This is a genomic window from Bradyrhizobium sp. CCBAU 11361 (assembly GCF_028128935.1).
Lineage (GTDB): Bacteria > Pseudomonadota > Alphaproteobacteria > Rhizobiales > Xanthobacteraceae > Bradyrhizobium > Bradyrhizobium niftali.
Window position 1 is genome coordinate 1 of the sequence record NZ_LBJZ01000157.1, and the last position, 26,625, is coordinate 26,625.

The 26,625-nt window shown below is 65.3% G+C and carries 24 protein-coding genes; 15 read left to right on the top strand and 9 right to left on the bottom strand.

Going from position 1 to position 26,625, the window contains the following annotated elements:
• Positions 1 to 142 precede the first annotated feature (142 nt).
• The 4 genes from XI08_RS14375 (at position 143) to XI08_RS14390 (ending at position 4,063) form a co-directional block, all read left to right on the top strand.
• The gene (locus tag XI08_RS14375) at positions 143 to 1,537 is read left to right on the top strand and encodes an MATE family efflux transporter (RefSeq protein WP_271574872.1); all 1,395 of its coding nucleotides are present in this window, start codon (positions 143 to 145) and stop codon (positions 1,535 to 1,537) included.
• A complete protein-coding gene (locus tag XI08_RS14380; RefSeq protein WP_271574906.1) occupies positions 1,537 to 2,019 on the top strand; it encodes a DUF2867 domain-containing protein in 483 nt (160 codons plus the stop codon). Before XI08_RS14375 ends, XI08_RS14380 begins: the two co-directional genes overlap by 1 nt.
• On the top strand, positions 2,016 to 2,666 hold the full coding sequence (locus tag XI08_RS14385; RefSeq protein ID WP_271574873.1) for a 2-hydroxychromene-2-carboxylate isomerase: 651 nt from the start codon (positions 2,016 to 2,018) through the stop codon (positions 2,664 to 2,666). Before XI08_RS14380 ends, XI08_RS14385 begins: the two co-directional genes overlap by 4 nt.
• An 80-nt stretch (positions 2,667 to 2,746) precedes the next feature.
• Positions 2,747 to 4,063: an SMI1/KNR4 family protein gene (locus XI08_RS14390; RefSeq protein ID WP_271574874.1), complete on the top strand. Its 1,317-nt coding sequence runs from the start codon at positions 2,747 to 2,749 to the stop codon at positions 4,061 to 4,063.
• 44 nt (positions 4,064 to 4,107) lie between these two features.
• On the opposite strand, the gene XI08_RS14395 is transcribed toward XI08_RS14390, so the two are convergent.
• Both XI08_RS14395 and XI08_RS14400 read right to left on the bottom strand, forming a co-directional pair.
• Entirely contained in the window at positions 4,108 to 4,512 is a 405-nt protein-coding gene (locus tag XI08_RS14395) for a VOC family protein (RefSeq protein ID WP_271574875.1), read from the bottom strand.
• 87 nt (positions 4,513 to 4,599) lie between these two features.
• Complete coding sequence (locus tag XI08_RS14400; protein WP_271574876.1) at positions 4,600 to 5,715, bottom strand: FUSC family protein; 1,116 nt, start codon at positions 5,713 to 5,715, stop codon at positions 4,600 to 4,602.
• 124 nt (positions 5,716 to 5,839) lie between these two features.
• On the opposite strand from XI08_RS14400, the gene XI08_RS14405 reads away from it, so the two are divergent.
• A complete protein-coding gene (locus tag XI08_RS14405; RefSeq protein WP_271574877.1) occupies positions 5,840 to 7,207 on the top strand; it encodes an MmgE/PrpD family protein in 1,368 nt (455 codons plus the stop codon).
• A gap of 64 nt (positions 7,208 to 7,271) precedes the next feature.
• On the opposite strand, the gene XI08_RS14410 is transcribed toward XI08_RS14405, so the two are convergent.
• On the bottom strand, positions 7,272 to 8,699 hold the full coding sequence (locus XI08_RS14410; protein ID WP_271574878.1) for a serine hydrolase domain-containing protein: 1,428 nt from the start codon (positions 8,697 to 8,699) through the stop codon (positions 7,272 to 7,274).
• 144 nt (positions 8,700 to 8,843) lie between these two features.
• Positions 8,844 to 9,905, bottom strand: a complete 1,062-nt coding sequence (locus tag XI08_RS14415) for an AraC family transcriptional regulator (protein WP_271574879.1) — start codon at positions 9,903 to 9,905, stop codon at positions 8,844 to 8,846.
• Positions 9,906 to 10,237: 332 nt separating this feature from the next.
• Between XI08_RS14415 and XI08_RS14420 the strand changes: the two genes are divergently transcribed.
• The 3 genes from XI08_RS14420 (at position 10,238) to XI08_RS14430 (ending at position 14,797) form a co-directional block, all read left to right on the top strand.
• On the top strand, positions 10,238 to 11,155 hold the full coding sequence (locus XI08_RS14420; protein WP_271574880.1) for a pirin family protein: 918 nt from the start codon (positions 10,238 to 10,240) through the stop codon (positions 11,153 to 11,155).
• A gap of 78 nt (positions 11,156 to 11,233) precedes the next feature.
• Complete coding sequence (locus XI08_RS14425; protein ID WP_271574881.1) at positions 11,234 to 12,148, top strand: phosphoribosylaminoimidazolesuccinocarboxamide synthase; 915 nt, start codon at positions 11,234 to 11,236, stop codon at positions 12,146 to 12,148.
• 432 nt (positions 12,149 to 12,580) lie between these two features.
• Positions 12,581 to 14,797 (top strand): SulP family inorganic anion transporter, encoded by a 2,217-nt coding sequence (locus tag XI08_RS14430; RefSeq protein ID WP_271574882.1) that lies wholly within the window; start codon positions 12,581 to 12,583, stop codon positions 14,795 to 14,797.
• Positions 14,798 to 14,891: 94 nt separating this feature from the next.
• Here XI08_RS14430 and XI08_RS14435 read toward each other — a convergent pair whose 3' ends face one another.
• A complete protein-coding gene (locus XI08_RS14435) occupies positions 14,892 to 15,257 on the bottom strand; it encodes a nuclear transport factor 2 family protein (protein ID WP_271574883.1) in 366 nt (121 codons plus the stop codon).
• 34 nt (positions 15,258 to 15,291) lie between these two features.
• Positions 15,292 to 16,173 carry an NAD(P)H-binding protein gene (locus tag XI08_RS14440; protein WP_271574884.1) on the bottom strand — a complete coding sequence of 294 codons (882 nt, stop codon included), beginning with the start codon at positions 16,171 to 16,173 and terminating at the stop codon, positions 15,292 to 15,294.
• Positions 16,174 to 16,203: 30 nt separating this feature from the next.
• On the opposite strand from XI08_RS14440, the gene XI08_RS14445 reads away from it, so the two are divergent.
• The 3 genes from XI08_RS14445 (at position 16,204) to XI08_RS14455 (ending at position 18,273) form a co-directional block, all read left to right on the top strand.
• Positions 16,204 to 17,112 (top strand): helix-turn-helix transcriptional regulator, encoded by a 909-nt coding sequence (locus tag XI08_RS14445; protein WP_271574885.1) that lies wholly within the window; start codon positions 16,204 to 16,206, stop codon positions 17,110 to 17,112.
• Between the two features lie 271 nt (positions 17,113 to 17,383).
• On the top strand, positions 17,384 to 17,806 hold the full coding sequence (locus XI08_RS46285) for a hypothetical protein (protein WP_271574886.1): 423 nt from the start codon (positions 17,384 to 17,386) through the stop codon (positions 17,804 to 17,806).
• A 191-nt stretch (positions 17,807 to 17,997) separates the two neighbouring features.
• The gene (locus XI08_RS14455) at positions 17,998 to 18,273 is read left to right on the top strand and encodes a hypothetical protein (protein WP_271574887.1); all 276 of its coding nucleotides are present in this window, start codon (positions 17,998 to 18,000) and stop codon (positions 18,271 to 18,273) included.
• Positions 18,274 to 18,324: 51 nt separating this feature from the next.
• On the opposite strand, the gene XI08_RS14460 is transcribed toward XI08_RS14455, so the two are convergent.
• Positions 18,325 to 19,818 carry an NAD-dependent succinate-semialdehyde dehydrogenase gene (locus tag XI08_RS14460; protein ID WP_271574888.1) on the bottom strand — a complete coding sequence of 498 codons (1,494 nt, stop codon included), beginning with the start codon at positions 19,816 to 19,818 and terminating at the stop codon, positions 18,325 to 18,327.
• Positions 19,819 to 20,003: 185 nt separating this feature from the next.
• Positions 20,004 to 20,324, bottom strand: coding sequence for a hypothetical protein (locus tag XI08_RS14465; protein WP_092190461.1), 321 nt, complete (start codon positions 20,322 to 20,324; stop codon positions 20,004 to 20,006).
• A 348-nt stretch (positions 20,325 to 20,672) separates the two neighbouring features.
• On the opposite strand from XI08_RS14465, the gene XI08_RS14470 reads away from it, so the two are divergent.
• On the top strand, positions 20,673 to 21,866 hold the full coding sequence (locus tag XI08_RS14470) for a serine hydrolase domain-containing protein (RefSeq protein ID WP_271574889.1): 1,194 nt from the start codon (positions 20,673 to 20,675) through the stop codon (positions 21,864 to 21,866).
• A 240-nt stretch (positions 21,867 to 22,106) separates the two neighbouring features.
• On the opposite strand, the gene XI08_RS14475 is transcribed toward XI08_RS14470, so the two are convergent.
• Positions 22,107 to 23,108, bottom strand: coding sequence for an adenosine kinase (locus XI08_RS14475; protein WP_271574890.1), 1,002 nt, complete (start codon positions 23,106 to 23,108; stop codon positions 22,107 to 22,109).
• Positions 23,109 to 23,232: 124 nt separating this feature from the next.
• Between XI08_RS14475 and murJ the strand changes: the two genes are divergently transcribed.
• The 3 genes from murJ to XI08_RS14490 all read left to right on the top strand — a co-directional run bounded on the left by murJ (position 23,233) and on the right by XI08_RS14490 (position 26,514).
• A complete protein-coding gene (murJ, locus tag XI08_RS14480; protein WP_271574891.1) occupies positions 23,233 to 24,765 on the top strand; it encodes a murein biosynthesis integral membrane protein MurJ in 1,533 nt (510 codons plus the stop codon).
• A 93-nt stretch (positions 24,766 to 24,858) separates the two neighbouring features.
• Positions 24,859 to 25,911 (top strand): tryptophan--tRNA ligase, encoded by a 1,053-nt coding sequence (gene trpS / locus XI08_RS14485; protein ID WP_271574892.1) that lies wholly within the window; start codon positions 24,859 to 24,861, stop codon positions 25,909 to 25,911.
• 108 nt (positions 25,912 to 26,019) lie between these two features.
• On the top strand, positions 26,020 to 26,514 hold the full coding sequence (locus tag XI08_RS14490) for a universal stress protein (RefSeq protein ID WP_271574893.1): 495 nt from the start codon (positions 26,020 to 26,022) through the stop codon (positions 26,512 to 26,514).
• Positions 26,515 to 26,625 lie beyond the last annotated feature (111 nt).

Sequence of the window (26,625 nt, forward strand, 5' to 3'; positions counted from 1 at the left end):
CCCCCATCGCTACCCTCCAAGGCTTTGCCCTAGGGAATCACAATTGACGAATTACGCAACAGGCCCACAAGGGGAGAGGGTGAAGAGGCATCTCGCACGCACGGGCCATGTTTTCGACGTGCGGCTGTGTTATTGACCGGCCATGCTCGACACCGTCCAGCCTCGTCCGCAGCCGCAAGCCGGCGTGCCGCAAAACCATCTCGCCGAAGAGTTCGTCGAGACGCTGCGGCTGGCCGTGCCGATGATGCTGACGCAGCTTGGGCAGATCGCGATGATCACGACCGATCTCGCGCTGATCGGGCGGCTCGGCGAGGAGGCGGTCGCGGCGGCCGCGCTGGCGCATACGGTCTATTTCGTCAGCTTCACCTTCGGGCTCGGATTGATGGCTGCGGTGTCGCCGCTGGCGGCGCAGGCGTTCGGCGCCGGCGACGTCAGGCGTATCCGCCGCTCGCTGCGTGTCGGCTTGTGGGTCGCGCTGCTGATTTCGCTGCCGATGATGGCCTCGCCGCTCTATGGCGAGCACATCCTGATCGCTCTCGGACAGGTGCCGCAGTCGGCCGCGCTCGCCCAGCGCTATCTGAATGGCCTCGCCTGGGGCATCGCGCCGGCGCTCGGCTTCATCGCGCTGCGCAGCATGATGAGCGCGGTGAACCGGCCGCAGCCGCCGCTGTGGGTCACGGTCGTGGCGATCCCCGTCAATGCCGCGCTGGTCTATGTCCTGATCCATGGCCTGTTCGGCCTGCCGGAGCTCGGCCTGTTCGGCGCCGGGCTTGCGACCACGCTCGTCAACCTCGGCACCTTCCTCGCCGTGCTCGCCATCGCCGCATGGCGAAAGCCATTCTCGGACTATCGCCCGCTCGCCCATCTCTGGCGGATCGACTGGTCCCTGATGCGCCAGCTCATCGCGCTCGGCGCGCCGATCTCGTTTTCCCTGCTGCTGGAATATGGCCTGTTCTCGTCCGCCGCGCTGCTGATGGGATTGATCTCGACCACGGCGCTTGCCGCCCACCAGATCGCGCTCCAGGTCACGGCCGTGCTGTTCATGGTCCCGCTCGGCATCGGCATGGCGGCGACGGTCCGCGTCGGCCATGCCTACGGCCGCGACGACCCGGCCGCGGTGAGGCGTGCGGGCCTCGTCGCGGCGGTGCTTGGCGTAGCGCTGGTCTCGGCCCTGACCGTTGCCATCATCCTCGGCCGCTACGCGCTCGGACGGCTGTTCTTCGGCAGCAGCGAGGCCAGCGCGGCAACGGTCGAGCTGACGGCGACATTGCTGCTGGTCGGCGCGACCTTCTTCATCGCCGACGGCCTCCAGACCATCATGGGCGGCGCACTGCGCGGCATCAATGACACCAGGATGACACTGGTGTTCGCGGCGATCGGCTATTGGTGCGTCGCCTTTCCCATCGCCTGGGTCCTGGCTTTCCACACCAGGCTGGGCGCGGTCGGCGTCTGGATCGGATTCTCGATCGGCACGTTCGTCTATGCCGGGCTTCTGGTCTTGCGCTTCCAGCGATTGACGCGCAGATTGGGCGCATGATGCCCGTCCGCGAAGTCACCCCCGAGGTCGATGCCGGCGCGCTGCTGGCCGGCGCGCAATTCGTCGACGCGTATCGTGTCGCAATCGGCGCGGCCGGCCTCGATGCGCGGCAGGCCTGCACCCGGATGGTGCTGCACTGGCCGCGCTGGATCAAGGTGCTCGTGGGCTTGCGCAACATCATCGTCGCGCCGTTCGGGCTGAAGACATCGGGCGAAGGCATGCCGGCGCCCGGCGGCATGATCGGCCTGTTTCCGGTGGTCAGCGAGACGCCGGACCGGCTGGTGGCCGGCTTCAACGACTACCACCTCGATTTCCGCCTCGTGGTCGACGTGACCGGTGACGCGGCGGACCGGCAGGTGACGTCGACCACGCTGGTGCGGACGAATAATCTGTTGGGCCGGACCTATCTCACGCTGATCATGCCCTTCCACAAGCTGGTGGTGCGCAGCATGATGGGAGCGATCGTCGAGCCGGCGCGATGACGCTGTCCGTCGACCTCTTCTACTCCTACCGCAGTCCCTTCAGCTATCTGGCGCTGCCGAAGACGCTCAAGCTCGTCGCGGAGTATGACCTCGCGGTGAATTTGCGGCCGGTCTATCCGCTGGCAGTCCGCGTACCCGGCTTCTTCAAGAAGGCGAGTCCGAACTTCATTCGCTATGTCGTGCTCGACAGCACGCGCGTGGCGCAGCACGCGGGCATTCCATTCCGCTTCCCGAGGCCCGATCCGATCGTGCAGGATCTGACGACGCTCGATGTCGCGGCCGAGCAGCCCTACATCCACCGGCTGACCCGGCTGGGCGCGATGGCGCAGCTCGAGGGCCGTTCGCTCGCATTCACCGATGCGATCGCGCGCGTGCTGTGGGACGGCTCGGTGGCGGGCTGGAACGAAGGCGACCACCTCGCCCGCGCCACTGAGGCGGCCGGCTTCGATCTCGCCGCGATGGATGAAGCGATCAGCGCCGACCCCGATCGCTACGAGCGGGTGATCGCCGAGAACGAGAAGGACCACGCCGCCTCCGGTCATTGGGGCGTGCCGACCTTCGTGTTCGAGAACGAGCCGTTCTTCGGCCAGGACCGCATCGACCTGCTGGTCTGGCGCATGCAGAGCAAGGGCCTGACGAAACGCTAGGCCGTGGCCGTGAACCGGTTTCCCTGAAACTGCGACTGAGACGTGGCGCCCCGATCCCGGCGGCGCGTTCGGAGGGTCGCATGTATCTGGCAAAGTTCTTCCACCGCGCACCCGGCGATGACGATCGCGAATTGATGCTGGTCCCGGGCAGCGATCCCATGGTGATCGGCGTTCATATGAACTGGAAGGGCGATCCCGACGCGGACGAATTTCTGCGCAAGGAATTCTCCGGCATTGCCGACGCCGCAGCGGCTTTCCGCCGCCATGTCGCCGAGCTGGTCGCGGCCGGCTATGTCGAGACGGATCATACCAACTACACGCTGCGCGACCTCGGGCCCAATCCGCAAGCCAAGCCTGACTGGCAGAAGGGGCTCGATGAGCTGATGATCCTGGCGCTCAGCGCGTCGATGGCCGAGCAGGCCGCGCAGCTCAACGCGCTCAAGGGCACGCCGGCCGAACATGAGCCGCTGTATCTCTGGCACGCCGCCCGCCGCGGCAAGGTCGTCGGTGAAGATCTCGCACAGACGGTGCGCTTCGCCGAACAGGCGTGCGATACGCTCGTCGCGCGGCGCGCTGCCGGACAGCCGCATTATGCCTGGTCCATCTACGAGGGCGATCTCGAAGGGCGCATCCTCGAATTGCTCAGCGATGCCTATCTTCAGGCCGACAATCCTGACGCATCGCTGAAGACGATCGAGCATCTTTGCAAGACCGCCCCGAACCACGCGCGCATCCTCAAGCGCGCCGAGCTGCTCTGCGGCTATTTTCCCGAGCGGCGGGAAGAGGCTTTTGACGACGCCTATCAATGGTCGCGTTTCGGCGGCTACGAGGACATCATGGCGTTTCCCGGCTACGAAGCCTACGCGGCCCAGCGCAAGGCGGGAACGTCCGCCAAAGGCTGGCGCTGGAAACCCGGCACACCGGCGAGCGAAGCGGACGTGAGTAAAGCGGAGCAGGCGCTCGGCGTCCGGCTGCCCGATGACTATCGCAAGTTCCTGCTGACCCGCGGCGAGACCGAATTGTTGGTGCGGCTGCCTGAATCATCGTCCGAGCTTCGCTTCTATGCGCCTGATGAGCTCGCCACGCAGCTTCGCAATGTCCTGGACTTCATTGCCCATTCCGAAGACGAGCTCGAAGAGGCCTGCGCCTACTTCCGTAAGGAATACGGCGTCTCGCTGAAGCATCTGGTGCCGGTCGCCGAGCCGTCGCAGCTCAGCCGCTGCCTGCTGCTCCATGTCGAGCCCGGCGAGCGCTATGGCCAGTGCTTTCAGTGGGACCATGACGGCGCCTGGGAGCTTGAGCAGCCGCAGCCGAGTTTTGACGTTGCGTTGAAGGCGCTGACGGACGGCATCGAGCGGCGCGACACGACGCAGCTGGCGTTCTTCGATCTCTCCTGACGCGGCGGTAGGGCGTGTTCCCTCGAAGGCGACGCGGTCGCCCGTCAACTTCGCACCGGCTGCCCCACCCCGAGCAAGTTACCTTCGCTGTCGCGAAACCAGGCGCCCCGCTCTCCAACACCCTTGCTGGGGTAGTTTCCCGCAATCTCAGCAATCCCCTCGACAGTCTTCAGGCCGGGCAGATCGTACTCCTCGAACTCGACTCCTCGCGCGCGCAGCTCGCGTATGGTTGCCTCGATATCCTCGACTTCCCATCCCATCTGTGTGTGCGTGTGGGCTTGCATTCCGGCCGAGATGAATATCGCAAACTCGCCCCCCGCGCAGACATAGCGGAGTCCGCCCGCACGCTCCTCTATCGGCTCGAGCCCGAGTTTCTCGGAGTAGAATGTCCGAGCGCGGTTCAGGTCTTTTGCCGGAAGCCGGGTTGCCACCTTCGCGTTTCCTAGCATGTTCTCTCTTTTCTTCGTCTAAAGCTCGTTTACTGTTCAACGGCGCTTTGCAGTCGGCAGCCGACGCTTTTGAGTACACGCCCAGGCTTACTCCGCCACGCGCGCGGACTTGTCGGTCGAGACTTCCGACCATTCGCCGACGACGCGGTCGAGATCGCAGAGGTTCTGGTGCATCTGCTCCAGCGAGAAGCCGATGGCGAAGAAGCGTTCGGCGGTGTCGCCGGAATGGCCGCGGATCAGACCGTCATGGCGCACCGCGGCAACCGCCTCGGCGTAGTGCTGAAGCGCGACATGGACGGGATGGATCGGCGGCGCGCCGACGCCCTCGCGCAAGGCCGCGGCGGCCGAACGCAGGAACCGCGCGATCACGGTCGAGACTTCCGTCAAGGGAGCTGCAAGCCGCATCTGCACCTCGGCCGGCAGCGGCACCACCGTGGCGCGGCCGATCATCACGACGTCATGGCGCAGCCGCAGGACCGTTCGCAGCAAGGGGCCGGTGTCGGGCCCGCTCGACAGGCGCGCGGCGCGCTCGCGCTCGGCCTCGGCGCCGATCGCATTGAGACCGACCATCGCCGTGCCGATGCCGTCCTGGATCCGGTGCAGCGCGTCGTTGTCGCGGCCGCGCGTCAGGCCCGCAAGCAGCTCGGTGTAGGCATCCGCGATCAGCTCGAGCAGCGTGGCCGCGCTGGCGCGGATCTGCCGCACGGCGCGCGACGGCAGCACCAGGAATGAGACCAGCAGCCCGGTGATGGCGCCGACCCCGACCTCGCTGACGCGGTCGATCGCCGACGCCAGGGGATCGGAATGATGCATGGTCGGAACCAGCAGCACGATGATCGCGGTCACCGTCGCGGCGTTGAGGCTCGGATTGATCGCGGCCACGAAGGCGAGTGGCGCGACCGCCAGCACCAGCAGCCCCAACAAACCGGCTTCGGTCGAATAGGGGATCAGGATCGCGATGGCGCCACCATAGATGGCGCCGCCGATCGTGCCGAGCACGTAGTCGCGCGTTGCCTTCAGCGAGCGGCCGACGCTCATCTGGGTCACGATCAGCGAGGTCAGCACGGCCCAGAGCGGCAATAGCAGATGCAGCGCGGTGGCGATCGCATAGGCCGCCACCGCGGCCACCGTGACCCGGATCGCCAGCCCCAGCTGCGTCCGCCGTGATCGGATCCGGTCGAACATTTGTCTTGCGAGTGCCATCGTCGAATGTCCCGGTCCGATCCTCTTGGAGCCTGCCAAAAGCATAGCTGATGCCCGCGGCCCGCAGGCCGCTTGAAAGGCCAAATCGGCCCGCCTAACTTGCGCGCCAAAACGAGGAAACACGATGGCCCACGAAACCGCAACGCTCGCCGCCTATGTCTTCAATCTGAAATACCAGGATATTCCGGCGGAAGTGCTGGATCGCGCCAAGGTGCTGACGCTGGATTTCCTCGGCAGCGCGATCCGGGCCAGAAGCGAAGCGGAATCGACCCCGTCGATCCTGAAGATGCTGGAGGCGCTCGCGCTCGACACCAAGGGCGAGTCCACCGTGTTCGGCGACAGCAAGACCTGGACCCCTGCGGTCGCGGCTCTCCTCAACGGCGCGCTCGGCCATTCCCTCGATTTCGACGACACGCATGCGGATTCCTCCCTGCATCCGAGCGCGCCGGTGGTTCCGGCCGCGTTCGCCGTCGGCGAGATGGTCGGCGCTTCCGGGCGCGACGTGCTGACCGCGATCGTGGCGGGCTATGAAGTGTGCTGCCGGCTTGGCAACGCGCTCGACCCGACCTCGCATTATGCGCGCGGCTTCCACCCGACCGCGACCGCGGGCACCTACGGCGCGGCGGCCGCGGCCGGAAAACTGTTCGGCCTCAGCGAAACGCAGATCATCGCCGCCTTCGGCGTCTCCGGCAGCCAGGCCGCGGGCTCGCTGCAATTTTTGGTCAACGGCGCCTGGAACAAGCGCTACCAGGTCGGCGCCGCCGCGATGAACGGCGTGATCGCAGCGACGCTGGCGCGCAACGATTTCGTCGGCGCGACCGAATCGGTCGAGGGCAAGCACGGCCTGCTCGCCGGCTACACCGACGACGCGCATCCGGGCAAGGCCGTGGCCGAGCTCGGCAAGACCTACGAGACGATGAAGATCGGCGTGAAGCCGTATCCGAGCTGCCGCTACACCCATGCCGCGATCGACGCGCTGATCGCTATGCGGCGCGAGCACAATCTGACGCCCGACCAGGTCAAGCGCGTCGAGATCGGTTTGCATCGGAACGGCATCACGCTGACCGGCGATGCCGCGACCAAGCGGCATCCGACCTCGATCGTCGGCGGCCAGTTCTCGATGTTCTTCACCGGTGCACTCGCGCTCGACCAGGGCTCGTTCGGCTGGGATGATTACAACCGCCTCGGCGATGCCGCCATCGACGCGCTCGCCGACAAGTTCGACGTGGTGCAGGACGACCGGCTCGAGATCGGGCGCACCCATCCGTTCGGCGCGCGCGTCAGCATCACGACGGACGATGGCGTGCACGAGCGGCTCTATGCCGATCCCTCCGGCGAGCCGAACTCGTTTCCCGATGCGCAGGCGATGCAGCAGAAATTTTTGACGCTGGCACGCCCGGTGCTGAATGCGCGGGCGGAGAAATTCGCCGACGCGATCATGACGCTGGAGCGGTTCGACCGCGTCGCGAAGGCGACGGAGCTGGGACGGTAGGAGGCGTCTGTTTGCCTCTCCCCGCTTGCGGGGAGAGGGAGAAGAGGCGGCGCTCCTCGCTACCTCAGTTCGCCCCCGCCAGCTTCCCCTTCTCGCGCGTTGCGGCCACGACATCGCGCACGAGATCGAACACGCCGTCGGCTTGCGGCGGCCGGTTCGGCGAGCGGCCGAGTCGCACGATCACCAGGCGCTCGGACGGAATCACGATCGTGTACTGCCCGATCGTGCCCTTGGCGAAGAAGGCATCGCGCGGCCAGCCGTGCTCGATTCGAAACCTTGCGCCAAAGCCATCGCCCTGGTTGGTCCAGAAGCCGGCGCCGATGCCGACCCACGCATGTGGCGTGGCGGACGCTGAATAATTCACCCAGCCCTCCGGCAGGATGCGCCTGCCGCCGACAACGCCGTCGTTGAGATAAAGCTGGCCGAAGCGCGCCCAGTCGCGCGCGGAGGCCAGCATGTTGCTGGAGCCCTCGATCGTGCCGGCACTGTCGAGCTGAAGCGTGACGTTGTTCATGCCGAGCGGCGCGAACAATTCGCGGCGCGCGAAGGCCAGCGCATCTACGGGCTTGCCGCCCGCGGCGTTGCGGATCAGATGCGCGAGAATGAGAAAATTGCCGTCGTGATAATTCCACGTCGTGCCCGGCGCGGTCGCGAGCGGCGCGCGCTCGGCAAAACTGGTCATATCGTCCTCGGCGTACTTCATGACGTTGACCGGCTCGAGGGCGGAGCCGAGGGAGGCCTCCAATGAACTTCCGAGCGCAATGCCTGCGGTGTGACGCAGCAACTGGTCGACCGTGATGGCATGGTGCGGATCATCGGGATTTTGCCAGACGGCGATTGGCGCGGGCCCATCCAGCTTCAACTTGCCCTGGCGCACGAGAATGCCTGTCAACGCCGAGATCACCGACTTCGTCATGGAGAAGCCGAGCAACTGCGTCTCGGGCCCGATGCCATCGGCATAGCGCTCGGCAATGATGCGGCCGGCCCTCATGACGACGATTGCGCGGGTGCGGCGATGAGGCGGCTGCGCGGGCTCGGCGAAGGCGCGGTCGAGCGCGGCTGCCAGGTCCCCGCTTTGCGGCGGAGCGACCCCCGGGCCGGCGATGTCGGGGAGCAGCGCGGGCTGCTTGGCATCAGGCGGCAATGCGACGTCAGTGATCCCCCGGCCGTGCTCGAGGGTGCAGCCGAGCCCCTCGCGATAGACGGCATGGCTGCGGCCGATGCCGAACAGGGACACCGTGACATCCTTACGGGCGCGATCGATCTGCAAATTCATCGCCCAGGTCAGGAGGCCGGTGCCCGGCATCGCGTCGGTGATCTCGGCGAGGTTGCGCTGGGGATCCAGGCCGGAGACGAACGTCTCCGAGCAGAGCGTGTCGGCGATGAAGCCGGTCGCAACCTTGGGCACGTTACGCGCCCGCGCCGCGCCGAGCGCGAGGCCGGCACAGGCGATGGCGGTGGTGAGGAGGACGATCTTACGGCGACGGGTCACGGGCTTTCTCCGGCTTCGGGGCGTGTGCCGAGAGAAAGTCGGATGCGGGGAATGCGCGCTCGCCGGATTTGGAAATCGGCCTCGTCGAAACTGACCGGGGCTAGCCGATTCTGGAATTATATAGCGATTTCAATGGCCTGAAATCTAGGCCGCATCGACCTTGAGCCGCCGGTACTCCGTCGGCGTCACGCCGGTGACTGCCTTGAAGGCGCGGTTGAAGGGGCCGAGCGACTGGAAGCCGGCGTCCATCGCAATGGTGATGACGGGGACCTCGGCCTGGGCGGGATCGGCGAGCGCGGCCTTGGCTTCCTCGATGCGGTGGTTGTTTAGGAACACATTGAAGTTGCGATAGCCGAGCCGCTGGTTGATCAACCGGCGCAGCCGGTATTCGGGAATTTTCAGCCGGCCCGCCAGCACGCCGATGGTGATGTTCTCCTGGCGATAGATCCGCTCGTCCCCCATCAGCCGCATCAGGGCGTCGATGAGCCTTTGGTCGGCGGCATCATCGGCCGCAGGCTGACTGAAAACAATCGGCGGTGCAGGCTCCGCCGCGGCGGGAAACAGATCCGCCCCGTCAACGCGCATCATGGCATAGACGATCGCTGCGACAGTGCCGGCGAGCACGCCGGCACTGATGGTTTCGGCGACATCGCCGACGTGGTGGCCGGCGGCGGCGATCTGGAGCACCGCGTTCAGCCCGCCATAGAGCGCGGTTATGCAGACGATGAAGACACGAACGCGGCGGCGGCGCTCGACCAGGTCGGCCGGCCAGGAGGCGATCATCTGCCCGACCGCAAGCGCGATGAAACCGAGCACGATCAGATTGACCACCGTCACCGAGAACCGCACATGGCCGCTGGGTGCAATCCAGACGCAGCCTGCGAAGCTGAAGGCCGTCACCAGCGCCCAGATCCATCCGTGCCACCAGCGGAGGCGAAACTCGTCGTCGAACAGGGAGCGTGTGAACAGCCAGAACACCACGATGGTGCCGGTCGACAACGCGATCAGCGGTGCATGCCAGAGCGGGATCCGCGACGTGACATCCACCGAATAGCTCGCCGCATGCGCGGCCGAGCCCAGCGCGAAGGCCGCACCGAGGCGAGCTGCGAGCACCTTGCGAAAGTCCTGCAACAACGACGCCGCCAGCATCAGCAGCAGCGCGACGCTGGCGGCGCGAAAGGCGAGCTCGAGGGCGGCAAGGGTCATCGGGCGATGCGAACAGTCTCGGATGAAATCAGCCGAACATCGTTCCTTGCGTCGGCTTTTTCAAGGACCATCCGCACGCCAGGGTTAGCGGAGCCTCACTCACAACTGTCATCGCCCGGCTTGACCGGGCGATCCAGTACTCCGAGACAGCGGTGATTGAACCGATGGACCGCGGCGTACTGGATCGCCCGCCCCAGTGCGCAAGTGCGCACAAGGCGGGCGATGACAGCGGAATGTGTGGCGCTATTGCGACGCGACGTTTGCCCCTTTGTCGCGACGGCGACGCCAAATCCTGCTACTATCGCATCCAAGAAAGTCAAAAGGAGTCCACCATGAGCTGGCAACCCTCCAACGATCCCGTGCTCGGCGATCCCATGTCCTGCGATGCGCTCGATCTCGTCATCGTGCCGCGCACGCGCGACCTCGGCGACGGATTTGAAGTGCGCCGGGCGCTGCCGCATGGCAAGCGGCAGATGGTCGGGCCGTTCATCTTCTTCGACCATTTCGGCCCGGTGCAGTTCGTCTCCGGCAAGGGCATGGACGTGCGGCCGCATCCGCATATCGGGCTTGCCACGGTCACCTATCTCTTTGACGGCTCGATCATGCATCGCGACAGCGAGGGCAACATCCAGGAGATCCAGCCCGGCGCGATGAATTTGATGACCGCCGGCCGCGGCATCGCGCATTCCGAGCGCACGCCGGATGCTCAGCGCGCCTCGGGCCAGAAGATGCTGGGCCTGCAAAGCTGGATCGCATTGCCGGCCGGATCGGAAGAGATCGCGCCGTCGTTCCAGCACTACGGCGCGGGCGATTTGCCGATGATTTCCGAGCGCGATTTCACCGCGCGGGTGATTGCGGGCTCCGCCTTCGGCATCACCTCGCCTGTTACGATGGTCTCGCCCTGGTTCTACACCGAGGTGACGGCGATCGCGGGCGCGAGCGTACCGCTCGACCCCGATCATGAGGAGCGTGCGATCTACGTGGTGGACGGCGAGGTCGAGATCGCGAACGAGCGCTATGAGGGGCCGCGGCTGCTGATCTTCCGGCCCGGCGACCGCATCACCGTGAAGGCGCTCAAGGCAACGCGCATGATGTTTCTCGGCGGCGATGCATTGGAGGGCCCGCGCCACATCTGGTGGAATTTCGTCTCCTCGAGCAAGGAGCGGATCGAGCAGGCCAAGCAGGACTGGAAAACCGGCCGCTTCGCGGCGGTTCCGAAGGAACATGAGTTCATTCCGCTGCCGGAATAGGCTAATCCGGTTTCCGGCCGCGCTGTCCGGTGCGGCCGGACTCTCTGCCCTAAGGCCCTGTCTGCGAAAGCTTTGCCGATGACCACCATGCTCTCCAGCGACCTGCCCCTCCCCAAGATCGGGCGCGGCAAGGTGCGCGATATCTACGCCGTCGACGACGACCGCCTGCTGCTCCTCACCACCGACCGCATCAGCGCCTTCGACGTCGTGATGGGCGAGACCATCCCGATGAAGGGCGCGGTGCTGACCCAGATCAGCGCGTTCTGGTTCAAAGAGCTCGAGGGCGTGGTGCCGCATCACATGATCAGCGCCGACACCGACGAGATCATCGCGGCCGTGCCCGCCTTGAAGCCGCACCGCGCCGAAATTCTCGGCCGCGCCATGCTCTCCCGCCGCACCACGGTGTTTCCGATCGAATGCGTGATCCGCGGCTATCTCTCCGGCTCGGCCTGGAAGGAATATGCGGCCAGCGGCACGCTCGCGGGCGAGAAGCTGAAGGCCGGCCTGGTCGAGAGCGAAAAGCTGGAGCCGGCGATCTTCAGCCCGGCGACCAAGGCCGAGACCGGCCATGACGAGAACATCACGATTGCGCGGATGCGCGAGGTGGTCGGCGACGAGACAGCCTACACGCTCGAGAGCATGACGCGCGCGATCTACACGCTCGGCGAGGAGCTGGCGCGCGAGCAGGGCATCATCATCGCGGACACCAAGTTCGAGTTCGGCCGCGACAAGGACGGCCGCATCATCCTGATCGACGAGGTGATGACGCCGGACTCCTCGCGCTTCTGGGCGGCCAGCGCCTACAAGCCCGGCCAGCCGCAGGCGAGCTTCGACAAGCAGCCGCTGCGCGACTATCTCGACGTCGAGCGCCGCGCCGGCCGCTGGAACGGTGACGCCCCGCCGCCACCGCTGCCGGCGAGCGTGGTGGAGGCGACCAGCAAAAGGTATCTGGAAGCGTATCGGCGCGTGACGGGGAAAGAGCTGACGATTTAGGCAGCGGCTGTTTCGTCTCGCTCCGTCATTGCGAGGAGCTCTTGCGACGACGCAATCCAGACTATTTTCGCGGAAAGATGCTGGATTGCTTCGCTGCGCTCGCAATGACGACGGGGAAGCAGGCTCGCGCCACACTCTTGCTGTCATCGCCCGGCTTGACCGGGCGATCCAGTACTCCGAGGCGGCAGTGCTTGAATCGAGAAGCCGCGGCGTACTGGATTCCCCGCTTTCGCGGGGAATGACAGCGGTGGGTATGGAGGCTTCGGTTTTTCCGTCCACCATATGATTGACTGTTCACACGCCGTGAACGGGATCCCGCACCGGGCCGCCGAAAAACTGTCGGATATTTCATAGTTACAAGAATCCTGTTGCGCTAAGTCCGCAGTCGTCTACGTCTCGGACGAGACTTTTCTCAGGGGCGGGTGCCACGGCGTGACAGATCCAGCAATTAGCCTCGGTCCGGTCACCGGGGTCAGTCCGTCCCTCAAGCGTGCGCTGAATGATATACTGGGCGGGAGCGCCGCCAGCGTCCTGACCGTCACCTTCGGGCTTTCCTACGCGCTGCTGATCTTCACCGGCCCGCTGTCGCCCTATCTGTCCTACGGCATCGCCGCGACCTTCATCAGCTCCGCCGTGTTTGCGGCTGTCATCGGGCTGGGAAGCTCCCTGCCCTTCGCGGTCGCCGGCCCCGACAGCTCGACCGCCGCGGTGACGGGCATTTTGGCCGCCTCGCTGGTCGAACGCATCGAAGCGGCCAACCTGTCGGCACCGGTGCTCTCGCCCGTCCTGATCACGCTTGGCCTGTCGACCCTGCTGACGGGAGTCGTGCTGTGCGGACTGGGACTGACGCGGATGGGCCGCGCCATCCGCTACGTGCCTTATCCGGTGATCGGTGGCTTCCTCGGCGCCACCGGGCTCCTGATCGTCATGGGCGCGATCCGGGTGATCACCGATCATCCCGTGCAGTTTTCCACCCTGCTGCGCTTCACCAACGGCGTCACGCTTTCGGAGCTGGGCGCCGCCTGCGCGATGGCGCTGGTGCTCTATCTGACGTGGCACCGCTCGCGCAACGCGTTCGGATTGCCGATCATCCTGGTCGGCGGCATGCTCACCGCACATCTGGCGTTGTGGATCGCCGGGATTTCGCCGGAGGAGGCGCGCGCTTTGGGCTGGACCTTCCAGCCGCCGCCGCCGGCGACCTTCATGTTGCCCTGGCACACCGCCGACCTCGCGCACTATCCGTGGTCCGCCGTGCCGGACCTGCTCGGCAACCTCGTCGCCGTCATCTTCGTTACCGCCTCCAGCACCCTGTTCAACACCACCGGCATTGAGGTCGCCGTGCACCGCGAGGCCAATCTCGAGCGCGAGCTGAACATCACCGGCGCCGCCAACATCCTGAGCGGAGCGCTCGCCGGCTATGCCGGCTGTATCTCGGTCAGCCGCTCGATCCTGAATTTCAGCAGCGGCGGCCGCGGACGCCTGTCCGGCCTCACGGTAGCGGCCATATCACTGCTGATGCTCGCGATCGCACCGGAGCTGCTTGGCTTCATGCCGAAATTCGTGCTCGGCGGCCTGCTGCTTTATCTCGGCGCCGACCAGCTCCACAAATGGCTCATCGAGTCGCGCAAGCGGCTCTCCAAGCTCGAATATTTGTCGCTGGTCGCCATCATCGCGATCATCGTCATTTGGGGTTTCGTGCCCGGCATCCTGATCGGTGTGGTCATCGGCTGCGCGACCTTCGCGTTCAGCGCGGCGCGGGTCGAATCGATCAAGTACAGCTTTGACGGCGCCGAATATCGCTCCTCGCTCGACCGCTCGCGCGACGACCAGGAGGTGCTGCTGGCCCATGGCGGCAAGATCCAGGGCCTGAATCTTCAGAGCTATCTGTTCTTCGGGTCCGCCAACCGGCTCTATCAGCACGTCAAATTATTGCTGCACGAACGCCCGGAGTGCCGCTATCTGCTGTTCGACTTCAAGCTCGTCACCGGCGTCGACTCCTCGGCCGCCTACAGTTTTGCACAGATCAAGCGCAGCGCCGGCGACCTCGGCGTCGAGCTGATCCTGGTGCATGTGTCGGCCGCGGCCGAGAAGGTGCTGCGCTCCAGCGACTTCATCGGCGAAGGCGTCACCGTCATTCCCGAGCTGGATCACGCGCTGGAGTGGTGCGAGAACGAACTCATCGCGCAGCATCAGGAACTGGCGCAGGAAGAGGCGAGCTTGCGCGACTGGTTCACGGGGATTCTCGACAGCGAGGACGATGCCGACGAGCTGATCCGCCGCTGCCAGCGCCTCGAGGTCGGGGCCGGCGAGGTCATCGTGCGGGCGGGCGAAGCGGCCGATTCCATGCATTTCATTCTCGACGGCCGCGTCGGAATCATGATCCCCGCCGACGACGATCGCACCACGCGCGTGCGCAGCCTCGGCCGCTACACCACGATCGGCGAGATGGGCCTGGTCGCGCAAACCCCACGCAACGCGACGATCCAGGCCGAGGTCGACAGCGTGCTCTACGTGCTCACTGCACACCAGTTCGACGCCCTCAAGGCGGAAGACCCCGCGCTCAGCCACAAGCTGCTGACCTATTTCGTATCGGTCATGGCCGAGCGGCTGACATTTGCGAACAGGACGATCGCGGTGCTGCGGCGGTAATTGGCCCGTAGCTGCGTAGCCCGCATGAGCGAAGCGATATGCGGGACCCGCGGCCCCGGATGTCGCTGCGCTCATCCGGGCTACGAAGCTTCAGCTATGGCTGCCGCGGATTTACGAATCCGTGAAGCTGCCGAATGCGGTCTCCATCCAGGACCGCCATGTCGATGCCTGTTGCAGCCGGCGTTGCAGCTCCCGGCGCAGCCAGGGTCCAGCCGAATAGAGCCTGATCGTGATGCGCGTTCACGTCGCCTGCGAGCGCAAAGCGCAGGTCCGGAAGCCTTGCCTGCAAGGCTTCCACCAGGCGCTCGATTGCATCCCGTCCGGCGACCGAGTCATTCGGGTCGATATAGATGCATTCGTCGCTGAAGACATCGTCGATCAGCCGTCGGCGTTTGCCGGCATCTCGCTCGTTCCAGACGGCAATGTAGTTCTGGACGAGATTTGTCACTCGTTCGCTCATTGGATTTTCTCCTTCTCATGACCATGCCTGCCGTTTACGACAGGGTATCGCTAACCATCGTGTCCAGGCTGCTCGCGGCGACGCCCAACAGTGCCTCGGTATCGCCGGCATCGAGCAGAAGCGGCTTCTCGAACAGATAAGACATCTCGATCCCTTCGCTGAAGCCGATGCCTTCCAGATCGACCGAGGTGAGGCGAAGCAGGTCCGGAACGTCGATCTTCAGCGCGACCGCAAATCTGCGCACCAGCTCGCGCACGGACGCGGACTGCGACGGCACGTGAAACGCGCGGCCCCATTTTCCGGTAAAGCGCGACGCGGCGACCAGCGTCCTCGCCGTGTCCTTGGTGAAAGACCAGGCATGCGCCACATCGTGATCGCCGAGGAACGCGACCGGCTCTTTTTTGAGCAGCGACGGCAGTGCCAGCAGCGAGAAATACGCGACCGCGCCTTTGCCGAGATAGTCGCTTGCGCGGACCTCGAGCGCGGGAACGTTCGATCGCAGCGCACGCTGCCACATGATGTGCCGGGTCGTGCCCTTCCGGGTGGTCGGGTCCGGCTCCAGGTCCGCAGTGAGAGGGCTCACGGCCGCCGCGCCATAGCCATAGACATTCCCGGCCACGAGCAGCCTCGCACCAACCTGCTCGGCCGCCTTGACCGTTCCGTCCATGATCGGAAAGAAGTCGGTCGGCCATCTGTGATAGGCGGCCATGGCGCACATGAAGATCGCATCGGCGCCCTTGGCCAATCCGGCGAGCTGCGCAGCGTCGGTGGCATCCGACGAAACCGTACGCACATCGCCGGCATCGAGCGACCCAGCATTCCTGCTCGTCAGGATGACGCTGTGTCCCTGCTCTGCCAGGAGGCGAGCCGTCTCGCGTCCAACGGGACCGGCTCCGACAATCACGTAATGACTCACTTTGCATCCTCATTTGTCACGAAACGACAGATGCGTTCTTTGGCGCCGGAGCCGTTGAAAATCGCGCACGATGCGCCAAATATCGAGCACATTCCGCCAAGATCTGGAGCCTGGCCCATGCATGCGAGACCGCGTTCGGCGCCAACATCGGCCGGCACCGCCGCCGCGGCCATGCGAACCGAGCCTGACTCCGTTGCGCTCGAGCCGATCCGCGATCACCGGATCGTCATCCACCTCAGCCCTGCGACGCGCTCATTCTGTCTTGAGACCGGGGATCAGTTTCTGCGTCAGGCCGGCGATATCGATGTGATTCCGAGCGGCGCCTTGGGCGGCTTTGTGGCGGAGACGCCCTACCAGTCGCTTCAGATCCGACTCGCGCCGAGCATGCTGGACCATGCAGCGTCCAGGGCTCGACAATTGGCATCCGCCCGACTGACGCACCATCATATGCTGCGGAATGACCGCATCGTTCTGCTCGGACAGGCCCTCGAAAGCGACGTGAAAGCGGGCTCGCCGAGCGGCCCGTTGTTTGCCGAGAACGTGGGAATGGCCCTGGCGGTCGAATTGCTGAACCTGGCGAATGATCCGCCGGCCCAGGCCATCGGCCTGTCCAACGCGCAGCTCCAGAGAGTCCTGGCCTACATCGATGCAAATCTCGACCAGCCGCTCACCATCGACATTCTCAGCCGCGAGGCCGGTGTCAGCAGCTCGCATCTACGGGCATGGTTCAAGGCGGCGATGGGCGTCACGGTCCATCGCTACGTTCTGAGGAGGCGGGTGGAGCACGCGCAGCAGCTGATGCTTCAAGGCAATCGCAAGCTCAGCGAAATTGCCCTTGAAGCGGGCTTTTCCCATCAATCTCACCTCGCCAAATGGATGCGGCGCGAGCTCGGACGCAGTCCCAGTCAGCTGCGCCGCGGCACGATGCCGACGAGCTGATCCGCAGCTGCCAGCGCCGCCTGTGATAAGGCAGTTGGCGTGACCCATTGCCGTGCGTTGGCTCAATAGCGGCCTGCGCCGATTTCCAGTATGATCCTGTCTGCCATTGGCTCTCCGAGCACGACACGGCGTGCCCCCGATGAAGCTTCTCCTATCAATCGCTACTTCGACTGCACGCCGCTCCAGACCAGCGCGAGGAAGACCTCCAGGGACCGCGCAACGGCCCCTGGACTGCGAAAGCGCATTTGGAAGACAGCAATGGAGAAGAAACATGACACGTACGTGTGCGAGAAGAATTGCACTAGCAGTCTCGACCTTCGCCTGCGCGGCGTTGTTCTCCTTCACCTGGACTGAGGAGCACGGTGTCTCGATGTCGGTCGACAGTGCGCAGGCGCGGGTCGGTCGCCCGCTGACTCCCGTGAGCGTTGCGGGCGTGGCACGTCGACAGACGCGGCGCGCCGTATACGGTGCCGGCGCCTACGGTGTCGGGGCAGGTGCCGCAGCGGTTGGCACAGCCGCCGCGATTGCCGCGACCTCACCTGGATGGGGGGCCGGTACGGGCTATTATGCGGGTGGCGGTCCTTACGCGGCTTACGGCTACTCCACGGAGGACTGGCGGAAGCGAAACGGCATGGTCTGCGCACCCGGTACGCTGACCAAGATGGACGACGGCCGCATGTATCGCTGTCAGTAATGGCACAAACGCATCAGCGGGAGGCGGCTTTCGAGCCGCCTCCCGCATCTTGCACCTTTGCCAGAAGACGCACGCCTCGCAACAGCGGTCAAGCCGCTGCTGCAATTCCTCTGCTGCCTTGATCCAGATCAAGCCGGGAGCAAACGACAGAAGAATGCTGATCACTCGGCTTTATCCCGAGGGAGGTTGCCATGAAGCTGGTCGACACCAAGCGAATGCTACTTGTTGCAGCCGTTCTCGGCTGTGGAATTTTCGGCTCGATCAATTGGTCACACGACGACGGCATCACGCTCGTCGTTCAAGCCGCTGAAGCCAGGGTCGGACGACCGGCGACCCCGGCAAGCGTCGCCGGCGTCGCGCGTCGAACCACGCGGCGCGCCGTCGTAGGGGGAGCGGCCGTGGGTGCGGCAGCGGCCAGCACGGCATGCGTCCGCGTCTATGTGAACGGCGCCTACGTGTGCCGCTGATGCATTCGCGCCGGCGAGTTCAAATCGCCGGCGCGCAGCATCGATTGCCGGTTAGACCCCCGCCATCATCACGTATTTGATCTCGACATATTCTTCCATGCCGTGACGCGAACCTTCGCGCCCAAGGCCGCTTTCCTTGACGCCGCCGAAGGGCGCGACTTCCGTGGTGATGAGGCCGGTGTTGACGCCGACCATGCCGGACTCCAGCGCTTCGGCGACGCGCCAGACGCGGCCGAGATCGCGAGAGTAGAAGTAGGAGGCCAGACCAAACGGCGAGGCGTTGCACATCGCGATGACGTCGGCCTCGTCCTTGAAGCGGATCACCGGCGCGAGCGGGCCGAAGGTTTCCTCCTGCGCCACCAGCGAGTCCGGCTTGACGTCGGCGAGCACCGTGGGCTCGAAGAAGGAGCGTCCGAGCTCGCTGCGCTTGCCGCCGGTGACGACCTTGGCGCCGCGCTTCACGGCGTCGGCAATGTGGCGCTCGACCTTGTCGACCGCCTTCAGGTTGATCAGCGGGCCCTGCGTCACGCCGCTCTCGGTGCCGTCGCCGATCTTCATCGCCGCGACCTTCTTCGACAGCTTCTGCACGAACTCGTCGTAGATCTTGTCCTGGGCGTAGAGGCGGTTGGCGCAGACGCAGGTCTGGCCCATGTTGCGGTATTTCGAGACGATGGCGCCTTCGACCGCTGCATCGATATCGGCGTCGTCGAACACCACGAAGGGGGCGTTGCCACCGAGCTCGAGGCCGAGCCGCTTCACGCCGACGGAGGCCTGCTGGTAGAGAATCTTGCCGACGGCGGTCGAGCCGGTGAAGCCGACGAAGCGGACCGCGGGATGCTCGCACAGCACCTTGCCGATCGGCGGCGCATCGCCGGTGATGATGTTAAGCACGCCCTTGGGCACGCCGGCCTTCTCGGCAAGCACGGCCAGCGCCAGCGCCGACAGCGGCGTCTCGTTGGCGGGCTTCAGCACCACGGTGCAGCCGGCCGCCAGCGCCGGCGAGACTTTTCGCGTGATCATCGAGTTCGGGAAGTTCCACGGCGTGATCGCGCCGCAGACGCCGATCGGCTGCTTGATCGCGAGCAGGCGCGCATCGGGACGCTGTGTCGGAATGGTTTCGCCATAGACGCGGCGGGCTTCCTCGGCGAAGAACTCGATATAGGCCGCGCCGATGTCGACCTCGCCGAGCGCCTCGGAGAGCGGCTTGCCCTGCTCGGAGGTCAGGATCAGCGCAAGGTCCTCGCGATTGGCGATGATCAGCTCGAACCATTTGCGCAAAATGTTGGAGCGCTGCTTGGCGGTGTGCTTGGCCCAGGCCGGGAAGGCACGCTCGGCGGCTTCGACCGCCTTGGTGGTCTCGTCCGCGCCAAGCTGCGGGACTTTGGCGAGCTCGACGCCGGTAGCAGGATTGTTGACGGCAAAGACCGGCGTGCCGACCCAGGCGCCGTCGATGTAGCAAGCTTCCTTCAGCAGCGAAGGGTCCTTCAACCGGTCGCGCAGAGTGGCGGTGGCGTGCTGGGCGCGTGCGGCGGCGGTCGGGGTCATGGCGTTACTCCTCAGGGCGCGTTCTGATCGGCCCGGAATATAGGGACAGACGGCGCACAATGCACCGCCCCGCAACGCACATCAGATGGGAGCTAAACTCGCAGCGGCGATCCCTTACCTCTCCCCGGCGAGGAGAGGTGGGCCATCGCGACCGCTGCAGCAGGTCAACCCAGTCTCGTCGTCGTTTAGGCCGCGCCGCTCATATAGGTCTCGCGCCGGCCGATCATGCGCTCGGCGGCGGCCTTGGCGTCAGACTTCGAGGAGGTCGCACAGGTCCGGTATTCGAGGTCGGGAGCGCCCGAGGTGTCGCGGCGGCCAAACCACGACTTCGAGCCGACCGGCAGCAGCGCCAGCGCCTGCGCCAGATTGTCGACCGCACCGAAGGAATAGAGCGCGCCGCTGCCGGCGATGCGGACCTCGTAAATGCCGGGCGAGATCGGCGCCTCGAGATTGTCGCCCCGTCCGGGACGGGGATAGCGCTTCCATTCGCTCCAGGTTGAAATCATCAGAGGTCCCCCTCGCGGCCGGTGCCGGCCGCCAAAATTTGTATCAAGTCCTAACGTCCACGGCTGATTGGGCCCGTTGCCAAACGCCGCAACGCACAAAATGTTTCGGGTGCTTCAAACACGCGAAACATATCGCCAGAGCCCATCCACGGTCACGGTTCGTTGCGGCCATCCACCGCAGATTGTGACGGACTGTTGCAGTTGTGCCGCCTTGTCGTCCTGCGCGGGGCGCGGGCCGTCAAGTCACGACATCGCGACCGGCGGAGGCATCGGGACGCGCTTGCCGCGCGGGGCACGCAGGAGGACAATCGATCACTTCCAACAATAATCAAACCGGAGGAAATGCGTATGCGAAGCCAAGCCCAGATCGACGAGATTCTGCGTAAGACAAGCGACGCCAAGGAAATTCCCGGTGTCGTCGCCATCGCCGCCAGCGGCAACGACGTGCTGTATCAAGGCGCGTTCGGCAAGCGCGATCTGTCCAAGCCCGACGCGATGACAACGGACAGCGTGTTCTGGATCGCCTCGATGACGAAGGCGGTGACATCGGCGGGCGCGATGCAACTGGTCGAGCAAGGCAAGCTGTCGCTGGACGCGCCGATCGGTGACGTGTTGCCCGACCTCGCCAAGCCGCAGGTGCTCGAAGGCTTTGACGCCAAGGGCGAGCCGAAATTGCGGCCGGCCAAGGGCGCGATCACGCTGCGCCAGCTCATGACCCATACCGCCGGCTTTGCCTACAATGTGTGGAACGGTGATCTCGCGGTCTACTTGGAGAAGACCGGAACTCCGAACATCTTCTCCTGCCAGGACATCGCGCTGAAGACGCCGATCATGTCTGATCCCGGTACGCGCTGGGAGTATGGCATCAACATCGATTTCGTCGGCAAGGCAGTGGAAGCCGTCAGCGGCAAGCGGTTGGACGCGTATTTGCGCGACAATCTCTTCACCCCGCTCGGCATGAGCGACACCGGCTTCAAGATCACCGACAACATGCGCCAGCGGCTGGTCGCCACCCATGCTCGCGGCGAGGATGGATCGCTGGCGCCGATCCCGTTCGAGATCGAGCAGAATCCGGAATTTTGCATGGGTGGTGGCGGCCTTTACGGCACTGCCGGCGACTACATCAAGTTCACCCAGATGATCCTCAACAAGGGCCGCGGCAACGGCAGCCAGGTGCTGAAGCCCGAGACGGTCGCGACGATGGGCCAGAACCACATCGGCGATCTCACCATTGGCAAGATGACGACGGTTGCGCCCATGTACACCAACGATGTCGATCTCTTCCCTGACATCGTGAAGAAGTGGGGGCTGTCCTTCCTGATCAATACCGCCAAAACGCCGGAGGGCCGCAGTGCCGGCAGCCTCGCCTGGGCTGGTCTCGCCAACACCTATTTCTGGATCGATCCGGCGCGCGATGTTTCCGGCGTGATCCTGATGCAGGTGTTGCCATTCGTCGACGCCAAGTGCATCGAGGCCTTCACGGGATTCGAGCGCGGGATCTATGCCGGGCTCGATGCGGGAAGCGGGCAGAAGGCGGCGTGAGGGACGCTGCTCTCACTACGCGACAACTGTCATTCCCCGCGAAAGCGGGGAATCCAGTACGCCGCGGCCTTTCGATAGACAACTGACGTCTCGGACTCAAGCCGGGCGATGACAGCGGAGGATGAGGCACGAGCGTGCCTCCCCATCGTCATTGCGAGCGTAGCGAAGCAATCCAGAGTCCCTCCGCGGAGACAGACTGGATTGCTTCGCTTCGCTCGCAATGACGGGGAGAGGCGAGCCTTACGCCGTCAGCCCGCGCTGCCCGGCCAATTCCTTCAGCGACACTTGCGGACGCGCGCCGATGTGCTGGATCACTTCGGCCGCCGCGAGTGCGCCGATCTCGCCACATTGCTTGTACGGCAGGTTGCGCGCCAGGCCATAGAGGAAGCCGGCGGCGAAGAGATCGCCGGCGCCTGTCGTGTCGACCACTTGCTTGACCGGGGAAGCCGGCGCGGCGACGGCGTCTTCCGCCGAGACGACCATGCAGCCCTTCTCGCTGCGGGTGACCACGCCGAGATTGACGTCGTTGCGCAGCTGCTTCAGCGCCGCGTCGAAGTCCGAGGTCGTGTAGAGAGAATGCAGCTCGGATTCGTTGGCAAAGACGATGTCGACGGTGCCGTTGCGCATCAAGGACAGGAACTCGTCGCGGTAGCGATCGACGCAGAAGGAATCCGACAGCGTCAGCGCCACCTTGCGCCTGGCGTCATGGGCGATCTTGGCTGCCTTGACGAAGGCCTCCTTGGCGTTCTTGGGATCCCAGAGGTAGCCCTCGAGATAGACGATCCCGGCGCTCGCGATCTCGGCCGGATCGATGTCGGCCGGCGACAGATCCTGCGCCGCGCCGAGATAGGTGTTCATGGTGCGCTCGCCATCGCCCGTGACCAGGATGTAGGAGCAGCCGGTGGCGGGGCCGTCCTTCGCGGCGGGCGTGTTGAAGGCGACGCCGGCAGCGCGGATGTCGTGGACGTAGAGCTTGCCGATCTGGTCGTCCTTGACCTTGCCGACATAGGCGGCACGCGCACCGAGGCTGCCGATGCCGACGATGGTGTTGGCGGCAGACCCCCCCGAGACTTCCGTCGCCGGGCCCATGTCCTGGTAGATGGCGGCGGCCCGCGCCTCGTCGATCAGGGACATGCTGCCCTTGGTCATGCCGTGCTTGGCGAGAAAGGCCTCGTCGGTCCTGACCAGGACGTCGAACAGCGCGTTGCCAATCCCGAGAACGTCATATTTCACGTCAGCCATTCACCTTGATCCTGTTGCCGGATTGCGATTGCCGGGAAAATCCGCTTCCTGTCGGCCTGAAATCTGGCCCGCGGCCTATCACGACCCGGCCTTCGCGGGCAAGCCACGGTATTATGCACACGCAATGATCCGCTCCTTCCTGACAGTCTCGACGGGAACACTGGCCTCGCGGTTGCTGGGCTTCGCCCGCGATTCCCTGATCGCGGCGCTGCTCGGCACCGGCGCGGTGGCGGATGCGTTTCTGGCGGCCTTCCAGCTCGTCAACGTGGTGCGGCGGCTGCTCAGCGAAGGGGCACTGAACGCGGCACTGGTCCCGGCCTGGCTGCGGGTCCGTGACCGCGATGGCGAGGCGGCTGCATCTGCCTTCGCCGGACGCGTGCTCGGCACGGTCAGCGCGGCCCTGATCGCGATCTCGGTCGTCATCGCGCTGTTGATGCCGCTGATCATCACGGTGATCGCGCCGGGATTCCTCGGTAGCAGCACCCTCGATCTCGCCGTCCAGAACGCGCGGCTGATGCTGCCCTATCTCGCCTTCGCCGGCCCCGTCACGGTGCTGATGGGGCTGCTCAACGCGCAAGGACGTTTTGCCCTCACGGCGTTCTCGCCACTGCTGTTCAACATCGCCCTGATCGCCGCGATTGCGGCGCTGCTCGTCTGGCATGCCGATGCCGCCTCCGCCGCGTGGATGCTGGCGGCGACCGTCGGCATCGCTGGTCTTCTGCAACTCGCCATGCTGCTGTCGCAGCGAAGCGGCCGCCTCGCCACGCCGTTGCGCGTCAATTTCGACAAGGAGATGCGCGGCTTCTTCGCCAAGGCCATCCCCGGCATGATCGCAAGCTCGGGCCCGCAATGGCTGATGGTGGCCGGCGCGATCATCGCTTCGGCGACGCCCTCTGCGGTCTCCTGGCTCTATTTCGCCAACCGCCTGATCGAGCTGCCGCTCGGCATCGTCGGCGTCGCCATGGGCACGGTGCTGGTGCCGGAGCTCACACGCGCCGTCACCGGTGGCGACCGCGAGGCGGTGGCACATGCGGAATCGCGCGCGCTGGAACTTGCGACCGGGCTCGCGCTGCCGGCAACCCTCGGCCTGATCGTGCTGGCCGAGCCGATCGTGCGGCTGCTGTTCGAGCATGGCGCCTTCGGCGCCGATGACAGCGCGGCCACCGCGCGCGCGCTGATGTGGCTGGCGCTGGGCCTGCCGGCTCATGTGCTGATCAAGGCGCTGTCGCCGGCCTTCTATGCCCGCAGCGACACGATGACGCCGCTGCTGGCAACGGCCAAGGGATTTGTGGTCGCGGTCGCGCTTGCGGTTCTCCTCGGCCATTTCTTCGGTGCAAGCGGGATCGCGGCGAGCATCGCGGCCGGCGCCTGGAGCAGCGCGCTCTCGCTGCTGCGCAAGGGCACGGGCGAATTCGGCTTCTCGGTCGATGTCGCCGCCCGCAAGCGGCTGCCGCGGATCGTGCTCGCCGCTTCCGCCATGGGCGCCCTGCTCTGGCTGACCGCGGGCCTGGTGCCTGCCGAAGCGCATGGCCTCATCAAATTCATCGTGCTGGGCGTGCAGATCGCGGCCGGAATCGCCGTCTACGGCCTGCTCCTGCAAATCCTCGGCGCGGCCTCCTGGCGCGAGGCGGCTGCCGCCTTGAGGCGGCCCGCCTAGCCCGACCTCGGCGCGCAGGATTATCGAATTGCCCTTGACGGGGCAGCGCCGCTGTTGGAAACGACGGCCGGTACCTTCTAGGAAAAGCTTGCCATGCCATTCGTTGAACGGGTCTTTTCGGGCGTCCAGCCGACCGGCAATCTGCATCTCGGCAATTACCTCGGCGCGATCGTCAACTTCGTGAAGATGCAGGAAACCCACAACTGCATCTATTGCGTCGTCGACATGCACGCGATCACGCAAGGCCTGGACGTCTGGGGCGGCCCCGCCGAGCTCGCGCGCAACACCCGCGAGGTGACCGCGGCGTTCATCGCGAGCGGCATCGATCCGAACAAGCACATCGTGTTCAACCAGAGCCAGGTCTCCGGCCATGCCGAGCTCGCCTGGATCTTCAACTGCGTCGCGCGCATGGGCTGGCTCGGCCGCATGACCCAGTTCAAGGAGAAGGCCGGCAAGGATCGCGAGAACGCCTCCGTCGGGCTGTTCGACTATCCCGTGCTGATGGCGGCCGACATCCTGCTTTACCGCGCCACCCACGTGCCGGTCGGCGAGGACCAGAAGCAGCATCTCGAGCTCTCGCGCGACATCGCGCAGAAGTTCAACAACGACTTCGGTGACTCGATCCGCGCCCAAGGCGCCAATGACGGCCTGTTCTTCCCGCTGCCCGAACCCTTCATCACGGGCCCGGCGACGCGCGTGATGTCTTTGCGCGACGGCACCAAGAAGATGTCGAAGTCGGATGCCTCGGACAATTCGCGTATCAACCTCACCGACGACGCCGACACCATCGCGCAGAAGATCCGCAAGGCGAAGACCGATCCGGAGCCGCTGCCGACCGAGGAGAAGGGCCTGGAAGCCCGCCCCGAGGCCGACAATCTCGTCGGCATCTTCGCGGCGCTCTCCGACCGCTCCAAGGCCGACGTGCTCAGGGATTTCGGCGGCGGACAGTTCTCCAGCTTCAAGAACGCGCTGGCGGAGCTGTGCGTCACCAAGCTCGCGCCGATCGCCGGCGAGATGAAGCGCCTCGTCGCCGACCCCGGCCATATCGACGCGATCCTGAACCAAGGTTCCGACCGGGCTCGCGCCATCGCCGACGAGACCATGAAGCTCTCGAAGGACATCGTCGGCTTCATCCGCCGGCGCTGATCATTGCATCCGCAAAACGCGGCCGGCGCGCTGGCGTCGGCCGCTTCCCCTCTCCCAAACGTTGCGGGAGTGTGGCAGCATGTCGGCCGTGCACATTCCGGGACATGCATGACCAGCAAGCGACTTTGCTTCGAGCCGGGTCACAAGCCCAAATGCCTTGTTATCGTCGACGACACCGCCGAATGGGACCGCGCGGTCTACTACGCCAGCCGCTGGGCGATCCGCGCCGGCGGCGGCGTGGTGATGCTGCGCATCATCGAGCCCGAGCAGCAGACCCAGGAATGGCTTGGTATCGCCGACATCATGCGCGCCGAGGCGCATGAGGCGGCGGAAGCCGCGCTCGACCGCGCCGCCGGCCGGGCCAACGGCATTGCCGCGATCACACCGGAACGGGTGATCCGCGAAGGTGCGCCGATGGAACAGCTGCTCGCGGTGATCGACGAGGACCCCGACATCGCCATGCTGGTGCTCGCTGCCAATCCCGGTGCGGAAGGCCCCGGGCCACTGGTCTCGCTGCTCACATATGAGCTGGGCACGTTCCCCGTTCCCGTCACGATCGTTTCCGGCGCGCTGAGCGACCAAAGCGTGGATTCGCTGTCATAGGCTGCCTCTTACCCTCCCCTGGAGGGGAGGGTAACCTGCTGATATAACAACGGAACGGCCATCTCACCCCTTGATCGTGCGTTCGCCGTCGCCATCTGCTAGTGGATAGGC